The following is a 19,662-nucleotide window of genomic DNA, read 5'->3' on the forward strand; positions in this document are numbered from 1 at the left end:
CTCGGACGGCGCATCTAACACCCCGCTCCGGCAAGAGAAAAGGGCCGACGTCACGGCCCCTTGTCCCGTGCATCTTTATCCCCCGAACATGCCGGGGGGAGGCCGAAAGGCCGGGGGGCAGAGCCCCCCTGCCCGGCGCGGCCCAACGCGATCAGGCCCGGACGGTGCCGTCGCCCGTCACGAGATACTTGAACGAGGTCAGCTGCTCCGCCCCCACCGGCCCGCGCGCATGCATCTTGCCGGTGGCAATCCCGATCTCGGCCCCCATCCCGAACTCACCGCCATCGGCCAACTGGGTCGAGGCGTTTCGCATCAGGATCGCCGAATCGAGCCGCTGGAAGAAGCGCTGCGCCGCCGCGTCATCCTCGGCGATGATGCTGTCGGTATGGTTCGAGCCATAGCGCCGGATATGGGCAATGGCCGCGTCGATATCGTCCACGACCCTGGCCGCGATGATCATGTCGAGGAACTCGCGCCCGAAATCCTCCTCGGTGGCCGGGACGACGCCCTCGATCTTCTGCAACTCGGCATCGCCGCGCAGCTCGACCCCGGCGTCGATCAGGGCGCGCACCACGCCCTGCCCGATCGTGTCCAGCACGTCGCGATGGATCAGCAGGCATTCCGCCGATCCGCAAATGCCGGTGCGCCGCGTCTTGGCGTTCAGCGTCACCTTCAACGCCTTCTCGGCGTCGGCGCTCGCATCGAGATAGACGTGACAGATCCCTTCGAGATGGGCAAAGACCGGCACCCGCGCCTCGCGCTGCACGAGACCGACGAGCCCCTTGCCTCCACGCGGCACGATCACGTCCACATACTCGGTCATGGTCAGAAGCTGGCGCACCGCCTCGCGGTCGCGGGTCGGGACAAGCTGCACCGCATCCTCGGGCAGCTCGGCGGCCCGCAGGCCCGCCTTCAGGCACTCGGCCAGCACGCCGGAGGAATAAAAGCTCTCCGAGCCGCCGCGCAGGATCACCGCGTTGCCGGATTTCAGGCACAGCGCGCCTGCATCCGCCGTCACGTTGGGGCGGGACTCGTAGATCACGCCGATCACGCCCAAGGGAGTGCGCACCCGCTGGATATGCAGGCCCGACGCCATGTCCCATTCGGTGAGGACCGCGCCCACGGGATCGTCCTGCGCGGCCACGGCCTCCAGCCCCTTGGCGATGCCCTCGATCCGGCCCGCATCCAGCATCAGCCGGTCCATCATCGCCGCGCTGAGGCCCTTGTCGCGGCCAAAGGCCATGTCCTTTTCATTCGCCGCGATGATCTCGCCCTCGCGCGCGCGCACCTCAGCCGCGGCCACCTCCAGCGCCCTGCGCTTCGCCTCTGGCGCGGCAAAGGCCAGCTCGGCACTCGCAGCACGCGCGCGGCGGCCGATCTCGTCCATCAGGGCGGCGATCTCTTGGCTGTCAGGCAGGTCTTTCATGGCGAACCTCATCTCGGGGTTGCGGTGAAGATACGGGGTTTTCGCAGGATCAGGAAGGCTTCAGAGAACCATGTCGTCGCGATGGACCAGCGCGGCGCGGGCTGGATAGCCCAGGATCGCCTCGATCTCGTCCGAGCGGTGCCCCGCGATGGCGCGCGCTTCCCTGGCGGTGTAGCGGCTGAGCCCAAGGCCAAGCGCCGCCCCGTCGGGGCCCTCCATCCGCACCGGGTCGCCGCGCTGGAAATCGCCCGACACGTCGGTGACGCCCGCGGGCAACAGCGATTTGCCCCGCCCCAGCGCTGCCGCCGCCCCGGCATCGAGGCGCAGCACCCCGCGGGGTTTCATGGCCGAGATCCAGCGCTTGCGCGCCGCCTGCGGGTCGAGCGTCGCAATGAACCAGGTCGCCCGCGCGCCCTCGTCCAGCGCGGAAACCGGGCGCAAACCCCGGCCTTCGGCAATCGCCATGGCACAGCCCGCGCCGGTCGCGGTGCGCGCGGCCATCAGCTTGGTCTTCATCCCGCCTTTCGACAGGCCCGACCCGGCATCGCCGGCCATTGCCTCGATCTCGGGGGTGATCGCCTCGACCACGGGCAGGTGCCGCGCGCTCGGGTCCTCGTTGGGATTGGCGGTATAGAGGCCATCGACATCGGACAGCAGCACGCAGGTATCGGCCCCCGCCATCACGGCGACATTCGCCGCCAGGCGGTCATTGTCGCCATAGCGGATCTCGTCGGTGGCGATGGTGTCGTTCTCGTTGACGATCGGGACGACGTCGCGCGCCAGAAGGGCCGCCATGGTCGCGCGCGTGTTCAGGTAGCGTCGCCGGTCGCCGCTATCGTCCAGCGTCAGCAGGATCTGCGCGGTGGTGATGCCATGGGGCGCGAAGGCTTCTTCATAGGCGCGCGCCAGCCGGATCTGGCCCACGGCGGCGGCTGCCTGCGCCTCGTCCAGCGACAGCGCACCCTGCCCCAGCGCCAGCACCCCGCGCCCCAGCGCGATGGAGCCGGAGGAGACAAGGATCACGTCCACCCCGCGCGCCTTGAGCATGGCCACGTCCAACGCCAGCGCGCGCAGCCAATCGGCCTTGAGCGCGCCGGTCTCGCGATCCACCAACAGGGCCGAGCCGATCTTGACGACCAGCCGTTTCGCCTCCGCGAGGCCCACGCTGCGTGCCTCCGCGCTCAGGGCCGCCACGGCTCGGGCTCCTCGCGGTCGGCGCGCATGCGCAGCCGGTCGGCGTCGATCTTGGAGCGCAGCACGCGCAACACCTCGACCAGCCCGGTGCGCGCCACGCCCGACATGGTCATCACCTCGCCCCCCGTTTCGGCCTGCAGCGCCGCGCGTTTTTCGTCGATCTCCTCGTCCATCAGCGCGTCGATCTTGTTGAGCACGGTCACGCGCGGCTTCTCGGCCAGCCCGCCGCCATAGGCCTCAAGCTCTTCGATGATCGTGTGGTAATCGGCCACCACGTCCTCGGACGTGCCGTCGATCAGGTGCAAGAGGACCGCGCAGCGCTCCACATGGCCAAGGAAGAGGTCCCCCAGCCCCCGCCCCTCATGCGCGCCCTCGATCAGGCCGGGAATGTCCGCCACGACGAATTCCGCGCCATCGACACCCACGACGCCCAAATTGGGATGCAGGGTGGTAAAGGGATAATCGGCGATCTTGGGCCGCGCGTTCGAGGTCGCGGCCAGAAAGGTCGATTTGCCCGCATTGGGCAGGCCCAGCAGGCCCACATCCGCGATCAGCTTCAGCCGCAGCCAGATCGTGCGCTCCACCCCCGGCTGGCCGGGATTGGCGCGGCGCGGAGCCTGGTTGGTCGCGGTCTTGAAATGCAGGTTGCCAAAGCCGCCATTGCCGCCCTTGGCCAGCAACACCCGGTCGCCCACATTGGCGAGGTCGGCGATCACCGTTTCCTCGTCTTCTTCGAGGATCTCGGTGCCCGCAGGAACGCGCAGCACGATATCGTCGCCGCCCGCGCCGGTACGCTGCTTGCCCATGCCGGGCGTGCCGTTCTTGGCGAAGAAATGCTGTTGGTAGCGGAAATCGATCAGGGTGTTCAGCCCGTCCACGGCCTCGGCCCAGACATCGCCGCCGCGCCCGCCATCGCCGCCATCGGGCCCGCCATATTCGACGAACTTTTCGCGGTGAAAGCTGACCGCCCCACCGCCGCCGCTGCCCGAGCGGATGTAAACCTTGGCTAGATCGAGAAATTTCATCGGGTCACCGGGTCGAGGCGCACGGCCTCCCCTTCATCTTGGCAAAAAAACTCCGGGGAGCGCGAGGGGCTGGCCCCTCGCATCCCGCCCGTTGACCCTTACCCCAAACGCTTGAGGTAGGTCCATGTCGGCACCTTGGCCTGGCGCGCGACCGAATAGGCCTCGGCATCGCCGAGATAGTCGAAGCCTGCATTGGTCAGCACCCGCGCCGAGCCGGGATTGTCCTGGAAGACCGAGCCGAAGATCGTCTTGTTCTCCAGCGGATTGGCCGAAACCAGCGCGTTGACCGCCTCGGACGCGAACCCGGTGTTCCACATCGCCGGCGCCACCCAGTAGCTGATCTCGGACTGGCCGCGATCCATCTGCTTCAGCGAAATCACCCCCAGCACCTCGGAGCCACCATATTCGGTCGCGTCCATCGCCCAGACGAATTCCGTCCGCTCCGCGTCCAGCGCGCGTTGGATGAACGCCTCGGTCGAGCCGGGCGGCAACGGGTGCGGGATCGAGGTCGTCATCTCGGCCACGCGCTTGTCGGCGGTATACATCGACAGAAGGCCCGCATCCGAGTTGCGCAGCGGGCGCAGCGTCATGCGCGGGGCTTCGATGACGGCCTGAACGACGATGGTATCCTGTTTCATGGGCTGCGGTCCTCCTCCGAACCACTCCCCCCAGGGGAAAGGTGGGCATGATGGCCCTGTGACACAAGGTAGTGACAGAAATGCGAAAGGGCCGGCTGATCCGCCGGCCCCTCGAAAATTCCACTTTCGGGATACGGCGTTACTCCGCGGCCTCGGCCGACGGCAGTACCGAAATGAAGGTGCGGCCCTTGAAGCCCTTGGCAAAGGTCACGTGGCCTTCGGCGGTGGCGAAGATCGTGTGATCCTTGCCCATGCCGACGCCCTGGCCGGGGTGCCACTTGGTGCCACGCTGGCGCGCGATGATGTTGCCCGGGACGACAGCTTCGCCACCAAATTTCTTGATGCCGAGGCGGCGGCCGGCAGAATCGCGGCCGTTACGGCTGGAGCCACCTGCTTTTTTATGTGCCATGTGTCTCTCTCCTTATTCGCCGGCCAGTTCTTTGGCCTGTTCGATCCAGCCCTCACGCTCGATGCGGCCCTTGAAGGACAGCTTCTCGTCCATGGCGGCCACGTCTTCGGGCGTCCATGCGGCGATCTGGGCGAAGCTGGTCACACCCGCTTCGAGCAGCTTCTTCTCAAGCGCGGGACCGACGCCCGACAGTTTCTTGAGATCGTCCGCGCCTTCGGCGGCGGGGGCGGGGGCGGCTGCGGCCGGTGCGGCCTCTGTCTTGGCGGGCTTGGCGGCCTTCTTGGGTGCCGCTGCGGCCCCGGCGGTCGTCGCGACCGAGCCTGCGCCGACGGCGGCTTTCACGCCCGATTTGTCGGCACCCGAGGTCAGGATCTCGGTGATCTCGACCAGCGTCAGCTGCTGGCGATGCCCCTTGGTGCGCTTCGACGAGTGCTTGCGGCGGCGCTTCACGAAGTGGATCAGCTTCTCGCCCTTGATCTGGTCGACAACGGTGGCCTGCACCGCGGCGCCTTCGACCGTGGGGCTGCCAACGGTGGCGCTGTCGCCGCCAAGCATCAGAATATCGTTGAACTGGACGGTTTCGCCCGCATCGGCTGCCAGCTTTTCAACGCGCAGACGGTCGCCCGCCTTCACCTTGTATTGCTTGCCGCCGGTTTTCATCACCGCGAACATGCGCGTGGTCCTTTTGTCTACCGCGCCCTGTGGCCCCGGTTTCCCGGTGTTCCTGGGGTCGGGCCGTGGCCCCTGCCCCGCCTCGGACAGCGCGCCCCGGTCGGGGCGTCATGTCGAAAACGATTCCCGCCGCCCGAAACCCGGACGGCGGTAGAGGCCGCCATATGCCGCAAGCGTCCCCTCAGGTCAAGGGCCGCGCGCTCAGGTATCCTCGCCCGCGATGAAGACCGCCGCCGCCTGCCCAAGGTCGTAGCTCATGGCGTCGAACATCGCGTCGAAAGCCGTGAAGAGCGCGGCGTTCAGCGCCTGCCCCGCCTCGGTCTCGGACATGGCGATATAGGCCTGAAGGTCGCCATCGGTCAGGCCGTCATAGGCCGCCAGCTGGTAGGAATAGAGCCATTCGATCGTGTCGGCGCGGATCTCGGGCTCCTGCCCCCAGACCTCGGCCAGCATCAGGTCCTCGGGCAGGTCCACCTCGAAGGCGCCGCCATCGACGAGGCCCCGGTAGAAGGCATAGTTCGAATTGAGCGCGCCCATCACGTTGCGCTCCACCAGCGCGTTGACCGAGATGAACCGGGTCAGCAGGTCAAGCCGCGGGTCCCCGGCCTCGGCGCGTTCACGGAAACGGATCTGCGCCTCCTCCTCGATCCCGGGGTCGAGAAACGCGCGGCGGGTGGCGATTTCCCCTTCGACGATGCTGCGCCCCGGCTCGGCGGTGGCGAAGGCGGTGACCTGCGCGATGTGATCGGCCGTCATCCGCTCCATCGGGAAGGCCTCTTCGAAGGCCTCGGTCATCCTGTCCACGGAATGCAGCCGCGTGATCATCGCCTGCCAGGCCGCGCCGCCATCGCCGGGGAACATCTCGGCCTCCAGCTGCACCGAACCGGCCATCGCCTCGCTCGCCATGATTTCCAGCACGTCGTACATGCCAAGCGCATCGAGCATCGCGTGAAGTTCGGGCGCGCGCTCGGACAGTGGCGGGGTGGTGGGCATGGTCTGCGCCGGCGTCTGCGCAACGGCCATGGGCGCGGCGAGAAGGCCAAGCGTCAACGGCAGGGCAACGAGGGCGGCTTTCAGCATCCGATCATCTCCGGGTCGAAAGAACGTAACGGTCTCAACATGGTCTCGCGGGCCCAACCATACCAGCCGCAAGCGCGCCGGCCCATGGCAAATGCCGCAGACGTGAAATCTCGGTGAGCGCGGAGCCTTTGGCGCGGTGCGGCACGAAAAGCGCCGACGCCCCCTTGCACGCCCCGCGCCCTTTCGCTAAATGCCGCCTCCACACGGACCACGTGCCTTGCGGAGAGGTGCCGGAGTGGTCGAACGGGGCGGTCTCGAAAACCGTTGTGGGCGCAAGTCCACCCAGGGTTCGAATCCCTGTCTCTCCGCCACTTGCCCACATCGGGCGCAGGCCGACCGTGCCATCTTTCCCCTTCGACCCGACACCCGGATTGCCCCGGCGCCCCTCTTGCACCCGGCGGCCAACGCGGCCAAGCCTGTGGCGTCCCGTTTCCGGAGGTGCCCCGTGTCCGACTCGCCCGATCCAACCGACAGCCGCGCAACCGCCACCCGCTATGGCGAAGACATCGCGGGCAGCGCCGCGTTCCGTGCCGCGCTGGCCGACCTGATCGCGTTTCGCACCGATGCCTCCGCCGACGACGCCGGTCCGCAGATCGCCGCCTATCTCGACCATGTCGAGACCGGGTTCGCCGCCATAGGTTTCGAGACCGAGCGCACGACCGCAGAGGGCCACCCTTTTCTGATCGCCCGCCGCATCGAGGACCCGGACCGCCCCACCGTTCTGGGCTATGCCCATGGCGACACCGTGCCCGGCATGGACGGCCAGTGGCGCGAGGGGCGCGACCCGTGGACCCTGACCGAAGCGGCCGGGGAAGCCCGGCTTTACGGGCGCGGGATCGCCGACAACAAGGGCCAGTTCCTCGTCAATCTCACCGCCGTTCAGGCCGCAATGGCCGCGCGCGGCGGCCGGCTTGGGTTCAACCTGATCTGGATCGTGGAGATGGGCGAAGAAATCGGCTCGCCCGGCCTGCGTGAGTTGTGCACCGCGCGCAAGGACGACCTCGCCGCCGACCTGCTGGTCGCCTCGGACGGGCCGCGCATCGCCGTCGACCGGCCCACGATTTTCCTGGGCGCGCGCGGCGGGCGCACCTTCAAGCTGCATCTCAAGCGGCGCGAGGGCGGGCGGCATTCCGGGAATTTCGGCGGGCTCTTGCGCAATCCGGGGCTGGAGATGGCGCATGCGCTGGCCTGCATCTCGGACGCGCGTGGCGCGATCAAGGTGCCCGGCTGGACCCCCGAGGGCGGCATCCCGCGCCCCGTGCGCGCCGCCCTGCTGGGCCTGACACCCGCCGGGGGCGAGATCGACGAGGGCTGGGGCACGCCGAACATGACACCGGCCGAGCGGGTCCATGGCTGGAACTCGGCCGAGATCCTCGCCTTCACCTGCGGCGCGCCCGAGCATCCGGTCAACGCCATCCCGCCCGAGGCCACGGCCTGGGTGCAACTGCGCTATGTCGTGGGCCTCGAGGAAGACAGGCTGGCCGATCACCTGCGCGCGCATCTGGCCAGGGAAGGCTTCGGCGATATCGAGGTCGAAGAGATCGGCCCCGCCTTCGCCGCCTCGGCCACGCCGCCCGATCACGCGGCCGCGCGCTTCGCCGTGCAGTCACTGGAACGGACCACAGGCGCGCGGCCCGTGGTGCTGCCCTCGCTCGGCGGGTCGCTGCCCAACGACATCTTCACCGACATTCTCGGCCTGCCGACGGTCTGGGTGCCCCATTCCTACCCGGGCTGTTCCCAGCACGCTCCGAACGAGCATCTGCCCACGGCGATCTTCGCCGATGCGACGCGGCTGATGGCGGGGCTCTACTGGGATCTGGGCGAGGTCACGCGCGACACGTTGCTGGGGCAAGACTAGCCCTCCCCCTCGCCTGCCTGGGACCGCCAGGCGGAAAGCGCCGGGTTCTCCGCCGCGCCTGTCTCGGGTCGGCGGGGCGTTCCGGGGTTGGCGGGGCTGCGGAAGTAGTGCAGTTCACGCGCGCCGAAATAGAAGCTGACGATCGCCCCCAAGAGCCACCAGAGCGGATCGGGCACCTCGGCCAGCCCGCGCATCCGCGCCGCGAAACCCTCGGGATCGGCCATGGCATAGACGAACAGACCCAAGGTCCCGAGCGCGAGGAAGGGGCGCGGCAGCCGGTTCACCCCGTTCACGAAGCGGTCGAACAGGCTGTTGCCCGCGTGTTCGAATTCGGCCGAGGCCGCCTCCAGCGCGGCGGCGCGCGCCTCGGCGGCCAGCTCCATGCGCCGCGTCGCGTTCTCGACGAACACTTCCGACAGGCCCTCTACCGCGTCGCCCATGGCATCCACGGCACGGCTAGCCCCGATGGCCCGGTCGATCAGCCCCATGCCGCCACCCGGGCGCGATGCTCGGCCTCCGTCAGGTGAAAGCGGGGCGAGATGAATTCCTCGGCCCGCAGGATCCAGCCGCCCTTGCCGCCATCGCGGCGGCGCGCGTATTTGCGGCTGGCCGGGCGGCGGTCGGCGATGCGGTAATAGTAGTTGCGCCGCGCGATCCCGTAGGCATCAGCCAGGTGATCGGGCGCCTGGCGCAGGGCGGCATGGGCCGCGCGCGCGGTCTGCGGCCCGATCACCCCGTCCACGGCGATATCCAGCCCCATGTCGCGCAACAGCCGTTGCAGGATGCGCACCGCGTTCGAGCCCGCGTTGACATACATGTCGAAAACCGACGGCTGTAGCACCTCGGGCAACATGGCGATGCGCGGCCCCTCGAAATAGTGGCGCAGGAAGATATCGGCGGCAATCTCGGGGGTGACGGCGCGCACGTCGTCCACGTCCACGTCGCCATCGGCGTCGAGATCCAGCCCGAGGCTGCGCATCGTGTGAATGGTGACGCCGTGTTTCGTCGCCCCGCCCGGATCGTCCGGGTCGTTCACGAACCCGCCCTCGCGGGCGACAATCTGATCGGCAATAGCACGAACCGAAAGCATGGCTCGCCCTCCATGCTCAAGGTTTCAATCCCGAGCAGGACACCACAGCTTTCCTAAGATTCGATTAACGGAGACGAAAAAAGACGCGACCCTCCGGCCGCGCCCCCTCTTTATCCTGAAAATATGCTCGGGGAGACCGCGAGAGGGGCAGACAGCCCCTCTCGCACGGGTCGACGCGCGTCAGCGCGGCGAAATCCCTCAGCTTTCGGGCAGCGCCCCGTCTTCGGTGTGACGGTAGACCCCCTGCTCTTCCAGGGCGTCGATCACCTCGGCGGGCATGTAGGTTTCGTCATGGCGGGCCAGGATCTCGGTCGCCTCGAAGACGCCGTCGATCAGGCGCCCGGTGCCGACCATCCCCTGCCCCTCGCCGAAGAGGTCGGGCAGCACGCCGGTATAGGTCACCGGCACGGAGGCCCCGCCATCGGTCACGGTGAAGCGGATCGTCTCGCCCTGGCCGCGGATCAGGCTGCCATCCTCGACCAGGCCGCCGATGCGGAAGACCTCGGTGGGCGGCGGCGGGCTTTCCACCACGTCGATGGGCGCGCGGAAGAAGTTGATTCCGTCGCGCATGGCATATCCGATCAGGCTGGCGGATACCGCCAGGGCGAGGGTGGCCACGATGATGACCTGGATCCGCCGCTGTTTCTTGAGACCGCGCATGGTCGTTCGTCTCCTCAATGGGGCGTCAGGGGAACAGCGCCGCGCCCAGCAGGCCGGTGGTTTCCTTCACCCCCAGCATCAGGTTCGCGTTCTGCAGCGCTTGCCCCGAAGAGCCCTTGCACAGGTTATCGAGCGCAACGAACACCGAGGCCCGTCCCGCCCGCCGGTCCGGCGCCACACCGACATGGACATAATTGCTTCCTCTGACGTCGTGAGTCGAGGGGGATGCGCCAAAGGGAAGCATCTGGATGAAGGGTTCGTCCCGGTAGGCCTGCTCCAGCGCCTCGTAGATCGCCTGCGCATGGCCGTGCACGTAGACGGTGGCGAGGATGCCTCGGTTCATCGGCGCGAGATGCGGGGTGAACTGCACCGACACGGGACGGCCGGCAATGGCGCTGAATTCCTGGTCGAACTCGCCGAGGTGCCGGTGCGTGCTGCCGATGGCGTAGGCGTTCGCGCCCTCGCTCATCTCGGCATGCAGCAGGTTTTCCTTCAGGCTGCGCCCCGCGCCCGAAACGCCGGTGATCAGGTTGATGATGATCTCGTCGGGGTCGATCACGCCCGCCGCCAGCAGGGGCCGGATGGCGTATTGCCCGGTCGCGGCGTTGCAGCCGGTGCCCGCCACCAGCCGCGCGGTGCGGATCTGGTCGCGGTAGAACTCGGTCAGGCCATAGACGGCCTCCGCCTGCAACTCGGGCGCGTCATGGGGTTTGCCATACCACTTGGCGTAGGCCTCGGGGTCGCGCAGGCGGAAATCGGCGGACAAGTCCACAACTTTAAGGTCGCGCGGCAAACCCTTGATCACGCTTTGCGATGTGGCATGCGGCAGGGCGCAAAAGGCCAGATCCACCCCAGAGAAATCCACATCCTCGATGCGGCAGAGACCGGGCAGGTCGAAGCCGCGCAAAAACGGATAGACCTCGGCCATGGCGCGGCCTGCCTTGCGCTCGCCGGTGAGCGCCACGAGGGTCATGTCGGGATGGCCGAGGATCAGCCGGGTGAGTTCGGCGCCGGTATAGCCGGACGCGCCGAGAATGGCGATGTTGTAGGTCATGCTACGGTCGTTTCTCTTGCCAAAGGGCCTCTGCACCCGTTTCCTAGTCGCTGTGCCGAAGATGCTAAGGGGGGCGGACACATGGAGGCAGTGGGCGATTTCCTTGCCGAGTTCCTGGACGGCGACGTCGATTCCGTATCGGGTGCCTTGATTCTGTTGCTCGTGTCGAGTGCGGTTGCGGTGATCGGCGCGGTTTTGCGGGCAATCCTTACGGGCGTGCTTGCCTGGAACGACCGCCGGCGTCACAGAAAGGAGGCGCTGACCGACATCGTCATCTACGCACGGACCTATTTCCTCAACGTCCACCGCGTCGCCTCCGACGCGGCCTTGCAACCGGTTCGCGCGGAGATCGAAAAGGACCCGACAGGGTTCCGCGGGTTCAACGCCGCGGTCTCGGATGACGATGTTTATCTCGAATACAAGGAGATCAGGCGGAGCCTGAGCGCGGAAGAAATGAGTCTGTGCGATACCTTTTTCGACCGGGCGCGCATTTTCCAGACCTACTATCTCAAACTGGCGACCGAGGATTTCCGCGAACTGTCCCGCGAAAGAAAGCTGCGCACGCTGGACACGCTGAAGGAGCTTGGCGTTCGTCTTGTGGAAACCTATGAAACCCTCCGCGAGAAGGGCCCGGAGTTTTCCGCCATCGCCGCGAAGATCAAGCTCGAGGACGTCCTGCCCGATCCCCGGGAACAGAAATCGTCCGCGAGCGGTTCACCGGCTGGACAGGATCAGCCGGCCGTGCCACGCGCCCGGCCACCGACGCCCCGGCCACCCGTGCCGCGACCGCCTGTGCCCAGACCGCCTGTACCACAGCCACCACAGCCGAACGTCCCGACATCGCGCCGGGACAAACCCGAGATTTCTTGAGGAATGGACACAAAGCGGCTGTTGCCCGGCACCATGTGCCGCGCATTCAGTGACCGCGTGTTTGCGGATCAAACGATCGGAGGAAGAGGTCCGTAAGCCATGGTTGCTATATAAACGAACCCCATCCCCCGCTCAAGACCGTTTCAAAGACCGGCGGCGGTGAAGTCGATCTGTCGTCGCAGGAATTGCGTGGCCTTGGAGGAGACGCGCTTGGGGTCGCCCGTGGTCAGGAACCGGGTCTCGGCGCCCGGCCCCACCATCTCGGGGCGGCGGTCGAGGTAATCGGCAAGGCTTTCGGCCACGAGATTGGGCTGGGAATAGACGGCCACGTCCGGCCCGAGCGCATCGCGGAAGACCTCTTCGACCAGCGGGTAATGGGTGCAGCCCAGGATCGCGGCCTCGGGCCTCGGCATCCGCCGTTGCAGCGATTCCACGTGGGAGCGCACCAGCGCATCGGCCAGGATCATGTCGCCCATCTCGATCGCGTCGACGACACCGGCGCAGGGCTGTGCCTCCACGTCGACGCCGATGGCGCGGAAGGCCAGTTCACGCTGGAAGGCGCGGCTGGAGACGGTGGTTGGCGTGGCAAAGAGCGCGACGTGCTTCACCGCGACTTCGCGCGGGGGGGAGTTGTCGCCCCATTTGCGCTCGGTCAGCGCCTCGATCAGCGGCACGAAGACGCCGAGCACGCGCTTGTCATGGGGCACCCAGCCTTCCTGCATCCGGCGCAGCGCGGCGGCGGAGGCCGTGTTGCAGGCCAGGATCACAAGGTCGCAGCCCTGATCGAACAGGCATTGCACGCCGGCGGTGGTCAGGTCGTAGATGTCATCGGCATCGCGCACGCCATAGGGGGTGTGGGCGTTGTCACCGAAATAGACCACGGGCAGCTCCGGCAGGCGCTTGGTCACCGCCTCAAGAACCGTCAGACCACCCAATCCGCTATCGAAAATTCCGACTGCCATCGCCTCAATACCTGTCTTTCAGCCTGCCGCGGGGGCGTGCGCCCTCGTCATCCCTGTCGCGGTGCTGTGCCTCGAATTCGAATCCTCTCAGCCGCGGGTCCAGCGGCCTCGGGCTCAACCCATAGGTCCTTTCGCGCAGGAAGGCCATCATCGCCTTGGTGTCGCGGGCGAAGGGCTCCAACTCGGCGCGCGGGATCGGGTCGCCGATGACGACGCGCACCGGGCTGTTCACGCGCGACCGGAATTCCTTGATCAGCAGGCCCATGCGCAGGGTCGTGTGCAGGTGGCTCATCAACTGGAAGAGGCGCGAATTGTGGCCGTCGAAGAAGATCGGCACCACAGTCGCGTCGGATTTCGCGATCATCTTGGCGGTGAAACCACGCCAGCCCGGGTCCATCGGGCGGCCGAAGGGCTTGGCCGCCGTCGAGACCGTGCCGCCGGGAAAAACCCCGATCGCGCCCCCGTCGGAAAGGTAGCGCAGCGCCTCGCGCCGGGTTTCGATGTTCAGCGCCAGCGCCTCTTTCGTGTCGTCGAAGCTGATGGGCAGGATGATCCGGTCGATATCCTCGGCCTTGCGGAACACGCGATGGGCCAGGATGCGGAAATCACCGCGCGCCTGGCTGAGGATATGGCCCATCATCAGCCCATCGAGGATGCCGTAGGGATGGTTGGCGATCACCACCACCGGCCCCTCGGCGGGGATGTTCGAGAGGCTGCCGCCGATCACCTCGAGGCTGAGCCCGTAGCGATCCGTCATCACCTGCCAGAAATCGCGGCCCTGCCGCACCTCGTCGTCATAGCCCTCGGCCCGGCGGATCAGGCCCATGCGACCGGTGGCGTTCTCCATCACCCGGATCATCGCGCGCCCGCCCTTGGAGGCAGCCGAAGACGCATAGGAGATCTCGCGCGCGACCTGGCGCTGGAGCGCCTGTTGCGTGGGTTCGGAGCGCCTGAGGGGCATGGCTCGCGTCCGGGTTGAAAGCGTTGATGTGGCTTACCGCGAAGGGGGCGGCTGCGTCCAGCCTCTAGCGGCGGGTCCAGCCCCAAAGGCAGAGCAATTCCATCGCCACATGGGCGCCGGCCACCGCCGTCATCTCGGCATGGTCGAAGGGGGGCGAAACCTCGACCACGTCGCCGCCGACAAGGGTGATCCCCGCCAGCCCGCGCAACAGTTGCGCGGCCTGCGCGCTGGACAGGCCGCCCCAGACCGGCGTGCCTGTGCCGGGGGCAAAAGCCGGGTCCAGACCGTCAATGTCGAAGCTGAGATAGACGGGCCGCTCCCCGACCCGTGCGCGCAGGTCCTCGGCCACGGCCCCTGCCCCGCGCGCATGAAGCTCGGCCGCGTCGTGGATGTGAATGCCGAGATTGTCCTCGACCACGGTGCGGATGCCGACATGGGCGGAATGGGCCACGTCGATCAGCCCCTCCTTCACCGCCGTGTAGCAGAAAGTGCCGTGGTCGATGCGGGACGCGTCGTCATCGGGCCAGGTGTCGGTATGGGCATCGACCTGGATCAGGGCGACGGGTCCGTGCTTGGCCGCATGGGCGCGCAGGATCGGCAGGGTGATGGAGTGATCGCCCCCCAGCGTGATCGCGGCGGCGCCTGCGTCGAGGATGTCCTTGATATGCGCCTCGATCCGGGCGGGCACGTCGGCGGTATAGGCATAGTCCAGCGCCATGTCGCCGTAATCGGCAATGGCCAGTGCTTCGAGCGGCGAATAGCCATCCCAGCCATAGGGCGGATCGAAGGGTTGCAGGCTGGAGGCCGCGCGGATCGCGCGCGGGCCGAACCGGGTGCCGGGCCGGTTCGTCACCGACTGGTCGAAGGGAATGCCGGTAATCGCCACGTCCACGCCGCCCAGGTCCTTGGTGTAGGTACGGCGCAGGAAGCTGGTCACGCCGGAAAAGGCGTTTTCGAAGGCCAACCCCTTGAGCTCGTCGCGCGTGATGGCGGTGTCGATCTCGTGTTTCGCGTCTTCCAGGGCCATGTGCGTCTCCGTTTCGTTGCGCCAGCCTTTGCCGTTTCGCGCGCGATTGGCAAGCGGCCCCTGACTTTGCCGCCCTTGCCCCTATCTGCCCCATCGGGCAATGAGGCGACAGGCAAGCGACGGGAGAGTTCCGATGGCCGACACCACCGATGCGACCGCAGGAGAGGCGCTGCGCGCGGCCTTCCTCGAAGGGATGAGCCGGGCGGCGGCCTCGGTCTCGGTGGTCACGACCGATGGCCCGGCGGGCCGTGCGGGTGTCACCGTGTCGGCCATGACCTCGATCTCGGCGGACGGGGCCGCGCCCACGATGCTGACCTGCCTGAATGCGTCCTCCTCGGCCCTGCCGCTGGTGCTGGAGAACAAGTGCTTTTGCATCAACGTGCTGCGCACCGGCCAGACCGAGATCTCGGACGTCTTCTCCTCCCGCCTGCCCGCGCCGGGGGGCGACAAGTTCAACGCGGTCGCGCATGAGGTGATGGCCACCGGCGCGCCGCGCCTGTCGGACGCGCTGGTCAGTTTCGACTGCCGCCTGATCTCGGCCGAGCGGATCGGCACGCATCACATTTGCATCGGCGAGGTGGCCGAGGTGATCACCGCGCATGAAGGCGAGCCGCTGCTTTACGGCTTGCGGAAATACCTGCGGCCAGAGGCGCATTGATGCCGGATATGTCGCAGGACCAGATAACCCGGCTGCGCGCGATCATGGCGCGGTTGCGCGACCCCGAGCACGGCTGCCCCTGGGACGTGGAGCAGACCTTCGCCACCATCGCGCCCTACACGATCGAGGAGGCCTATGAGGTCGCCGACGCGATCGAGCGCGAGGCCTGGGACGAGTTGAAGGGCGAGTTGGGCGACCTGCTGTTCCAGTCGGTGTTCCACGCCCGCATGGCCGAAGAAGCGGGGCTGTTCGATTTCGACGACGTGGCGCGGTCCATCGCCGACAAGATGGTGGCGCGTCATCCGCATGTGTTCGGCGACGAGAGCAACGCGAAATCCGCCGAACAGCAGACCCGCGACTGGGAGGCGGTGAAAGCCGCCGAGCGCGCCGCCAAGGCGCGGGGCGGCGTGCTGGATGACGTGGCGCTGGGCCTGCCGGCGCTGATGCGGGCCGAAAAGCTGCAAAAACGGGCCGCGCGGGTCGGCTTCGACTGGCCCGAGATCGGCATGGTCGTGGACAAGATCGCCGAGGAAGCGCGCGAACTGGCCGAAGCCCGCGCAACCCTGCCCCAGGAGAAGATCGAGGAGGAACTGGGCGACCTGCTGTTCGTCGTGGCCAACCTCGCCCGGCATCTCAAGGTCGACCCCGAGGTCGCCTTGCGCGCGGCCAATGCGAAATTCGTGCGCCGGTTCCATTTCATCGAAGCCGCGCTGGCCGAGCGGGGCAGGACGCCGGATCAAAGCGATCTCGACGAGATGGACGCGCTCTGGACCGAGGCGAAAACCCAAGGTCTGTGACCGGGTTGGCCGGTGCCGTGCCCTACGGGCCAAAGCCATAATCCTGGGCGATAAAGGATGCGGCCTGCCGTCTTTTGCGATACACTACATCCAACGGGCAGCTCCGTGTTGGAGGGTATTGCGATGAAGAAGTTTCTTGCGACGACTGCTGCAGTTCTTGTCCTCCTGCCCTGTCTGGCCATTGCCGGCCCTTACGAGGCCCCGCCGGCCCCGCCCCCGGTGATCATCCCTGACCCCGTCGAGCCTTTCGAAGGATTCTATGCCGGCCTCGAATTCGGCCATGTCATGCCCGAGATGGACGAGACGGGCGGCCCGCAAACGCCGTTCGGCGACCTGGGCCTCGATGACGGCACGGCTTGGGGCGCGTTTGCCGGCTACACCATCCAGACCGGTGCCATGGTCTACGGCGGCGACCTGCGCTGGCTGCATTTCAACGACACCGCCGGCCTTTTCGGGGCCGAGATCGAGTCGACGATCGACTTGCGCGGGCGCGTGGGCTTTGCCACGGGCAACTTCCTTGTCTACGGCGCGCTGGGCTACAGCTTCGCCGAAGGGTTCGGGGTTGATTTCGACGGCCCTAGCTACGGGATCGGCGCGGAATACAACGTCACCGACAATTTCTTCCTCGGCGCCGATTTCACCGCGCGCGACCTCGAAGGCGACTCCGGCGGCTTCAGCTACGAGGCCGAGGCCAACACCGCAACGCTGCGCGTGGGCTTCCGCTTCTGACATCCTCGCCGCATCGGACCAGGTGGGCCGCCCTTGATCGGGGCGGCCTTTGTCATGGCCGCTTGCACCCGGCGGTTAAACCGGCAAGGAATACCGAGGGAGAACGGCCCGCGCAGGGCCGCTGGAGGAAGGCGTTTCAACGTGACCGACCGGACGGCGCAGACACCATTGGCCGCCGCGGCCGCGCCTGCGCAGGTGGGCCTGGCGGCCCTCTGGATGCTGGGGGCCATCGCGTCCTTCAGCGCCATGGCGATTGCCGGGCGCGCGGCCAGCCTTGAACTCGATACCTTCGAATTGATGACCTATCGCTCGGCGGTGGGCTTCGTGATCGTCGTGACGGCCGGCCTGCTGAGCGGGCATATCCGGCAGGTCACGACGCGCCACATGGGCCGGCACATCCTGCGCAACATCGCGCATTTCACCGGGCAGAACCTGTGGTTCTACGCCATCACGGTCAGCCCGCTGGCGCTGGTCTTCGCGTTGGAATTCACCTCGCCGCTCTGGACCATCGGGCTTGCCGCGCTGTTTTTGGGCGAGCGTCTAACGCGCATCAAGCTGCTGGCGGGGGCGATGGGATTTGCCGGTATCCTTGCCATCGTCCAGCCGGGCAATGCCGCGATCTCGCCGGGGATGATCGCCGCGGCCTCTGCCGCCATCATGTTCGCGACAACGGCGATCTTCACCAAGCGGCTGACGGCGACCGAGACCATCACCTGCATCCTGTTCTGGCTGACGCTGATCCAACTGGGGCTTGGCCTGCTGACCTCGCTCTATGACGGGGACATGGCCCTGCCCTCGCTCGCCATGCTGCCCTGGGTCGTCATCATCGGGGTCGCAGGGCTGGCCGCGCATTTCTGCCTGACAACCGCCCTGTCGCTGGCCCCGGCCTCGATCGTGATGCCGATGGATTTCGCGCGCCTTCCCGTGATCGCCGTGATCGGCGTTCTGTTCTACGACGAGGCCTTGAGCCTTGGCGTGGTCCTTGGCGCGATCCTGATCCTGACGGGCAACTTCCTGAACATCCGCGCCGGGCGGCGCGCCGGGTGACCGGGCTGTTTCGCCCCCGCCACAGGGTTCGTTCGGCGTTGGGCTAACGCAGCCGAGGCCCACGGGACGGAGCGGGACCTGCCAAGCATGGGCTTTCTCTTCGACTAAGGCGGCAACCTCGAACTCCTGCTGACTTTTCCCGATCCGGATAACCAAGGGTTCGGCAGGATCGGCCGTCCTCCAGATCGGGGTCCAAATCTGAACCCCCGGCGATCTGCGGCACAGCAGCATCGGCCTGTAGCATTTCCGCCACATCAGCGGATTTACCAAAACCTCAGATTCGAGGTGACGCTGGGGAAGAATTGACGGGATCAAACCTTCCAAAGCCATAGTGTCGCAGGGAGCCAACGGATTTTTTTGGGGAGGAACGAATGTACCGTTTCGCAGCCGCAGGTGCGGCACTTCTGGCGTCAACCGCCATCGCACAGGCAGATATCGAGCGCACGAACCAGTCGCTGCGCATTCTGTATGAGGACACCGGCGAACTCGGCAGCTATGTCGAGCTGTCCTACGGCAGCATCATGCCCGAGGCGGGCGCCAACGGCTATTCCAACCCGCTGACAGATTACGATCTGACCAGCATCGGCTACCTGTACCGGTTCAATGACCAGTTTTCGGTCGCGATGATCTACGATCAGCCGTTCGGCGCGGGTGTGGATTACACTCCGGGCGTCCCGTTCTTTGACGGCCAGGCCGTTGTGGAAAGCGACGCCATAACCGTTGTCGGCCGCTACGAGATCAACGATCGCTTTAGCGTGCATGCCGGGGTCCGCGCGCTGGGGGTCGAAGGCGATATCTATACCAACGTGGCAGGTCCGGTGTTTCATCTTCTCGAAGGTGAAAGCGATTGGGGCTACGGCTATGTGGTGGGTGCAGCCTACGAGATCCCTGACATCGCGCTGCGCGTCGCCCTGACCTACAATTCGGCGATCGAAGTGTCGTTTGATGCCGATGAAACCCCGTTCAATCCGGCGACGGGGACCCCTGTCGGGCCGACGGCTCAGGCCAATTTCGATGTCGAGTTCCCCGAAAGCATCAATCTCGAGTTCCAAAGCGGCATCGCCGAGAACACCCTGATCTTCGGCTCCATCCGTCATGCCTTCTGGGATGGCTTCCGGCTGTCGACAACCGTGGGTGACTACGTGAACTTCACCTCGGATTCGACGACGTACACGCTGGGTGTGGGCCGACAGTTCAATGAAAACTGGGCCGGTTCGGTGTCTTACCTGCACCGTACCGACGGCACGATTCCCAGCGATACCGCGCTGGCGCCCACCACGGGCCTGGATTCGGTGACGTTGGGCCTGCGCTACACGCGTGATGCCTTCACCATCTCGGGTAGCCTGACCCTCGGCGTGCCCGGTGACCAGGTGGTTCAGAACGGGATCGTCGGCGACATCGACTTCGACGACAACTTCGTGTCCGCCGTTGGTGTGCGCGTCGGCTTCCGCTTCTGATCCGAGCCCAATACCCCAAGACCAAGCCCCCGCGCGCCACATGGCCTG

General features: G+C 66.7%; 21 protein-coding genes and 1 tRNA gene. 8 read left to right on the forward strand and 14 right to left on the reverse strand.

Translation table 11 applies throughout. The features are described 5' to 3' along the window. Positions 1–151: 151 nt before the first annotated feature. The 7 genes from ABD923_RS05840 to ABD923_RS05870 form a co-directional block, all read right to left on the reverse strand. Positions 152–1,426: a glutamate-5-semialdehyde dehydrogenase gene (locus ABD923_RS05840; RefSeq protein WP_259546161.1), complete on the reverse strand. Its 1,275-nt coding sequence runs from the start codon at positions 1,424–1,426 to the stop codon at positions 152–154. A gap of 60 nt (positions 1,427–1,486) precedes the next feature. Then, entirely contained in the window at positions 1,487–2,620 is a 1,134-nt protein-coding gene (proB, locus tag ABD923_RS05845; RefSeq protein ID WP_259546160.1) for a glutamate 5-kinase, read from the reverse strand. Continuing rightward, positions 2,608–3,645: a GTPase ObgE gene (obgE, locus tag ABD923_RS05850; RefSeq protein ID WP_259546159.1), complete on the reverse strand. Its 1,038-nt coding sequence runs from the start codon at positions 3,643–3,645 to the stop codon at positions 2,608–2,610. The genes proB and obgE overlap by 13 nt, the downstream gene beginning before the upstream one ends. Positions 3,646–3,743: 98 nt before the next feature. Beyond that, complete coding sequence (locus tag ABD923_RS05855; protein ID WP_259546158.1) at positions 3,744–4,283, reverse strand: GNAT family N-acetyltransferase; 540 nt, start codon at positions 4,281–4,283, stop codon at positions 3,744–3,746. Between the two features lie 139 nt (positions 4,284–4,422). Next, positions 4,423–4,692, reverse strand: coding sequence for a 50S ribosomal protein L27 (gene rpmA / locus ABD923_RS05860; RefSeq protein ID WP_222187346.1), 270 nt, complete (start codon positions 4,690–4,692; stop codon positions 4,423–4,425). A 12-nt stretch (positions 4,693–4,704) separates the two neighbouring features. Further along, entirely contained in the window at positions 4,705–5,364 is a 660-nt protein-coding gene (locus tag ABD923_RS05865; protein WP_259546157.1) for a 50S ribosomal protein L21, read from the reverse strand. A gap of 201 nt (positions 5,365–5,565) precedes the next feature. Continuing rightward, on the reverse strand, positions 5,566–6,444 hold the full coding sequence (locus ABD923_RS05870) for a hypothetical protein (RefSeq protein ID WP_259546155.1): 879 nt from the start codon (positions 6,442–6,444) through the stop codon (positions 5,566–5,568). 221 nt (positions 6,445–6,665) lie between these two features. Between ABD923_RS05870 and ABD923_RS05875 the strand changes: the two genes are divergently transcribed. Next, positions 6,666–6,755, forward strand: a tRNA-Ser gene (locus tag ABD923_RS05875). A 134-nt stretch (positions 6,756–6,889) separates the two neighbouring features. Continuing rightward, positions 6,890–8,302: a M20/M25/M40 family metallo-hydrolase gene (locus ABD923_RS05880; RefSeq protein ID WP_259546154.1), complete on the forward strand. Its 1,413-nt coding sequence runs from the start codon at positions 6,890–6,892 to the stop codon at positions 8,300–8,302. Here ABD923_RS05880 and ABD923_RS05885 read toward each other — a convergent pair. From ABD923_RS05885 to argC, 4 genes are all read right to left on the reverse strand, one after another. Next, entirely contained in the window at positions 8,299–8,790 is a 492-nt protein-coding gene (locus ABD923_RS05885) for a holin family protein (RefSeq protein ID WP_259546153.1), read from the reverse strand. The two genes, ABD923_RS05880 and ABD923_RS05885, sit on opposite strands and share 4 nt — an antisense overlap. After that, positions 8,781–9,392, reverse strand: coding sequence for a holin-associated N-acetylmuramidase (locus ABD923_RS05890; protein ID WP_259546152.1), 612 nt, complete (start codon positions 9,390–9,392; stop codon positions 8,781–8,783). The genes ABD923_RS05885 and ABD923_RS05890 overlap by 10 nt, the downstream gene beginning before the upstream one ends. Positions 9,393–9,590: 198 nt before the next feature. Further along, positions 9,591–10,052, reverse strand: coding sequence for a cytochrome c maturation protein CcmE (gene ccmE / locus ABD923_RS05895; RefSeq protein WP_259546151.1), 462 nt, complete (start codon positions 10,050–10,052; stop codon positions 9,591–9,593). A gap of 25 nt (positions 10,053–10,077) precedes the next feature. Further along, positions 10,078–11,106 carry an N-acetyl-gamma-glutamyl-phosphate reductase gene (gene argC, locus ABD923_RS05900; RefSeq protein WP_259546150.1) on the reverse strand — a complete coding sequence of 343 codons (1,029 nt, stop codon included), beginning with the start codon at positions 11,104–11,106 and terminating at the stop codon, positions 10,078–10,080. 81 nt (positions 11,107–11,187) lie between these two features. Here argC and ABD923_RS05905 point away from each other — a divergent pair, with 81 nt between their 5' ends. Beyond that, complete coding sequence (locus tag ABD923_RS05905; RefSeq protein ID WP_259546149.1) at positions 11,188–11,976, forward strand: hypothetical protein; 789 nt, start codon at positions 11,188–11,190, stop codon at positions 11,974–11,976. A gap of 143 nt (positions 11,977–12,119) precedes the next feature. Here ABD923_RS05905 and ABD923_RS05910 read toward each other — a convergent pair whose 3' ends face one another. The 3 genes from ABD923_RS05910 to speB form a co-directional block, all read right to left on the reverse strand. Further along, on the reverse strand, positions 12,120–12,938 hold the full coding sequence (locus tag ABD923_RS05910) for a glutamate racemase (RefSeq protein WP_259546148.1): 819 nt from the start codon (positions 12,936–12,938) through the stop codon (positions 12,120–12,122). A 4-nt stretch (positions 12,939–12,942) separates the two neighbouring features. Continuing rightward, the gene (locus tag ABD923_RS05915; protein ID WP_259546147.1) at positions 12,943–13,899 is read right to left on the reverse strand and encodes a lysophospholipid acyltransferase family protein; all 957 of its coding nucleotides are present in this window, start codon (positions 13,897–13,899) and stop codon (positions 12,943–12,945) included. Positions 13,900–13,963: 64 nt separating this feature from the next. After that, complete coding sequence (gene speB, locus ABD923_RS05920) at positions 13,964–14,926, reverse strand: agmatinase (protein WP_259546146.1); 963 nt, start codon at positions 14,924–14,926, stop codon at positions 13,964–13,966. A gap of 133 nt (positions 14,927–15,059) precedes the next feature. Here speB and ABD923_RS05925 point away from each other — a divergent pair, with 133 nt between their 5' ends. From ABD923_RS05925 to ABD923_RS05945, 5 genes are all read left to right on the forward strand, one after another. Beyond that, entirely contained in the window at positions 15,060–15,584 is a 525-nt protein-coding gene (locus ABD923_RS05925; RefSeq protein ID WP_259546145.1) for a flavin reductase family protein, read from the forward strand. After that, positions 15,584–16,381, forward strand: coding sequence for a nucleoside triphosphate pyrophosphohydrolase (mazG, locus tag ABD923_RS05930; protein ID WP_259546144.1), 798 nt, complete (start codon positions 15,584–15,586; stop codon positions 16,379–16,381). The genes ABD923_RS05925 and mazG overlap by 1 nt, the downstream gene beginning before the upstream one ends. A 123-nt stretch (positions 16,382–16,504) precedes the next feature. Continuing rightward, the gene (locus ABD923_RS05935) at positions 16,505–17,110 is read left to right on the forward strand and encodes an outer membrane protein (RefSeq protein ID WP_259546143.1); all 606 of its coding nucleotides are present in this window, start codon (positions 16,505–16,507) and stop codon (positions 17,108–17,110) included. Positions 17,111–17,326: 216 nt separating this feature from the next. Continuing rightward, the gene (locus ABD923_RS05940) at positions 17,327–18,157 is read left to right on the forward strand and encodes a DMT family transporter (protein ID WP_259547394.1); all 831 of its coding nucleotides are present in this window, start codon (positions 17,327–17,329) and stop codon (positions 18,155–18,157) included. Positions 18,158–18,528: 371 nt separating this feature from the next. Beyond that, on the forward strand, positions 18,529–19,614 hold the full coding sequence (locus ABD923_RS05945) for an OmpP1/FadL family transporter (protein ID WP_259546142.1): 1,086 nt from the start codon (positions 18,529–18,531) through the stop codon (positions 19,612–19,614). The last annotated feature ends 48 nt before the right edge of the window (positions 19,615–19,662 follow it).

This window comes from [Roseibacterium] beibuensis, assembly GCF_039542305.1.
Lineage (GTDB): Bacteria > Pseudomonadota > Alphaproteobacteria > Rhodobacterales > Rhodobacteraceae > Roseibacterium > Roseibacterium beibuensis.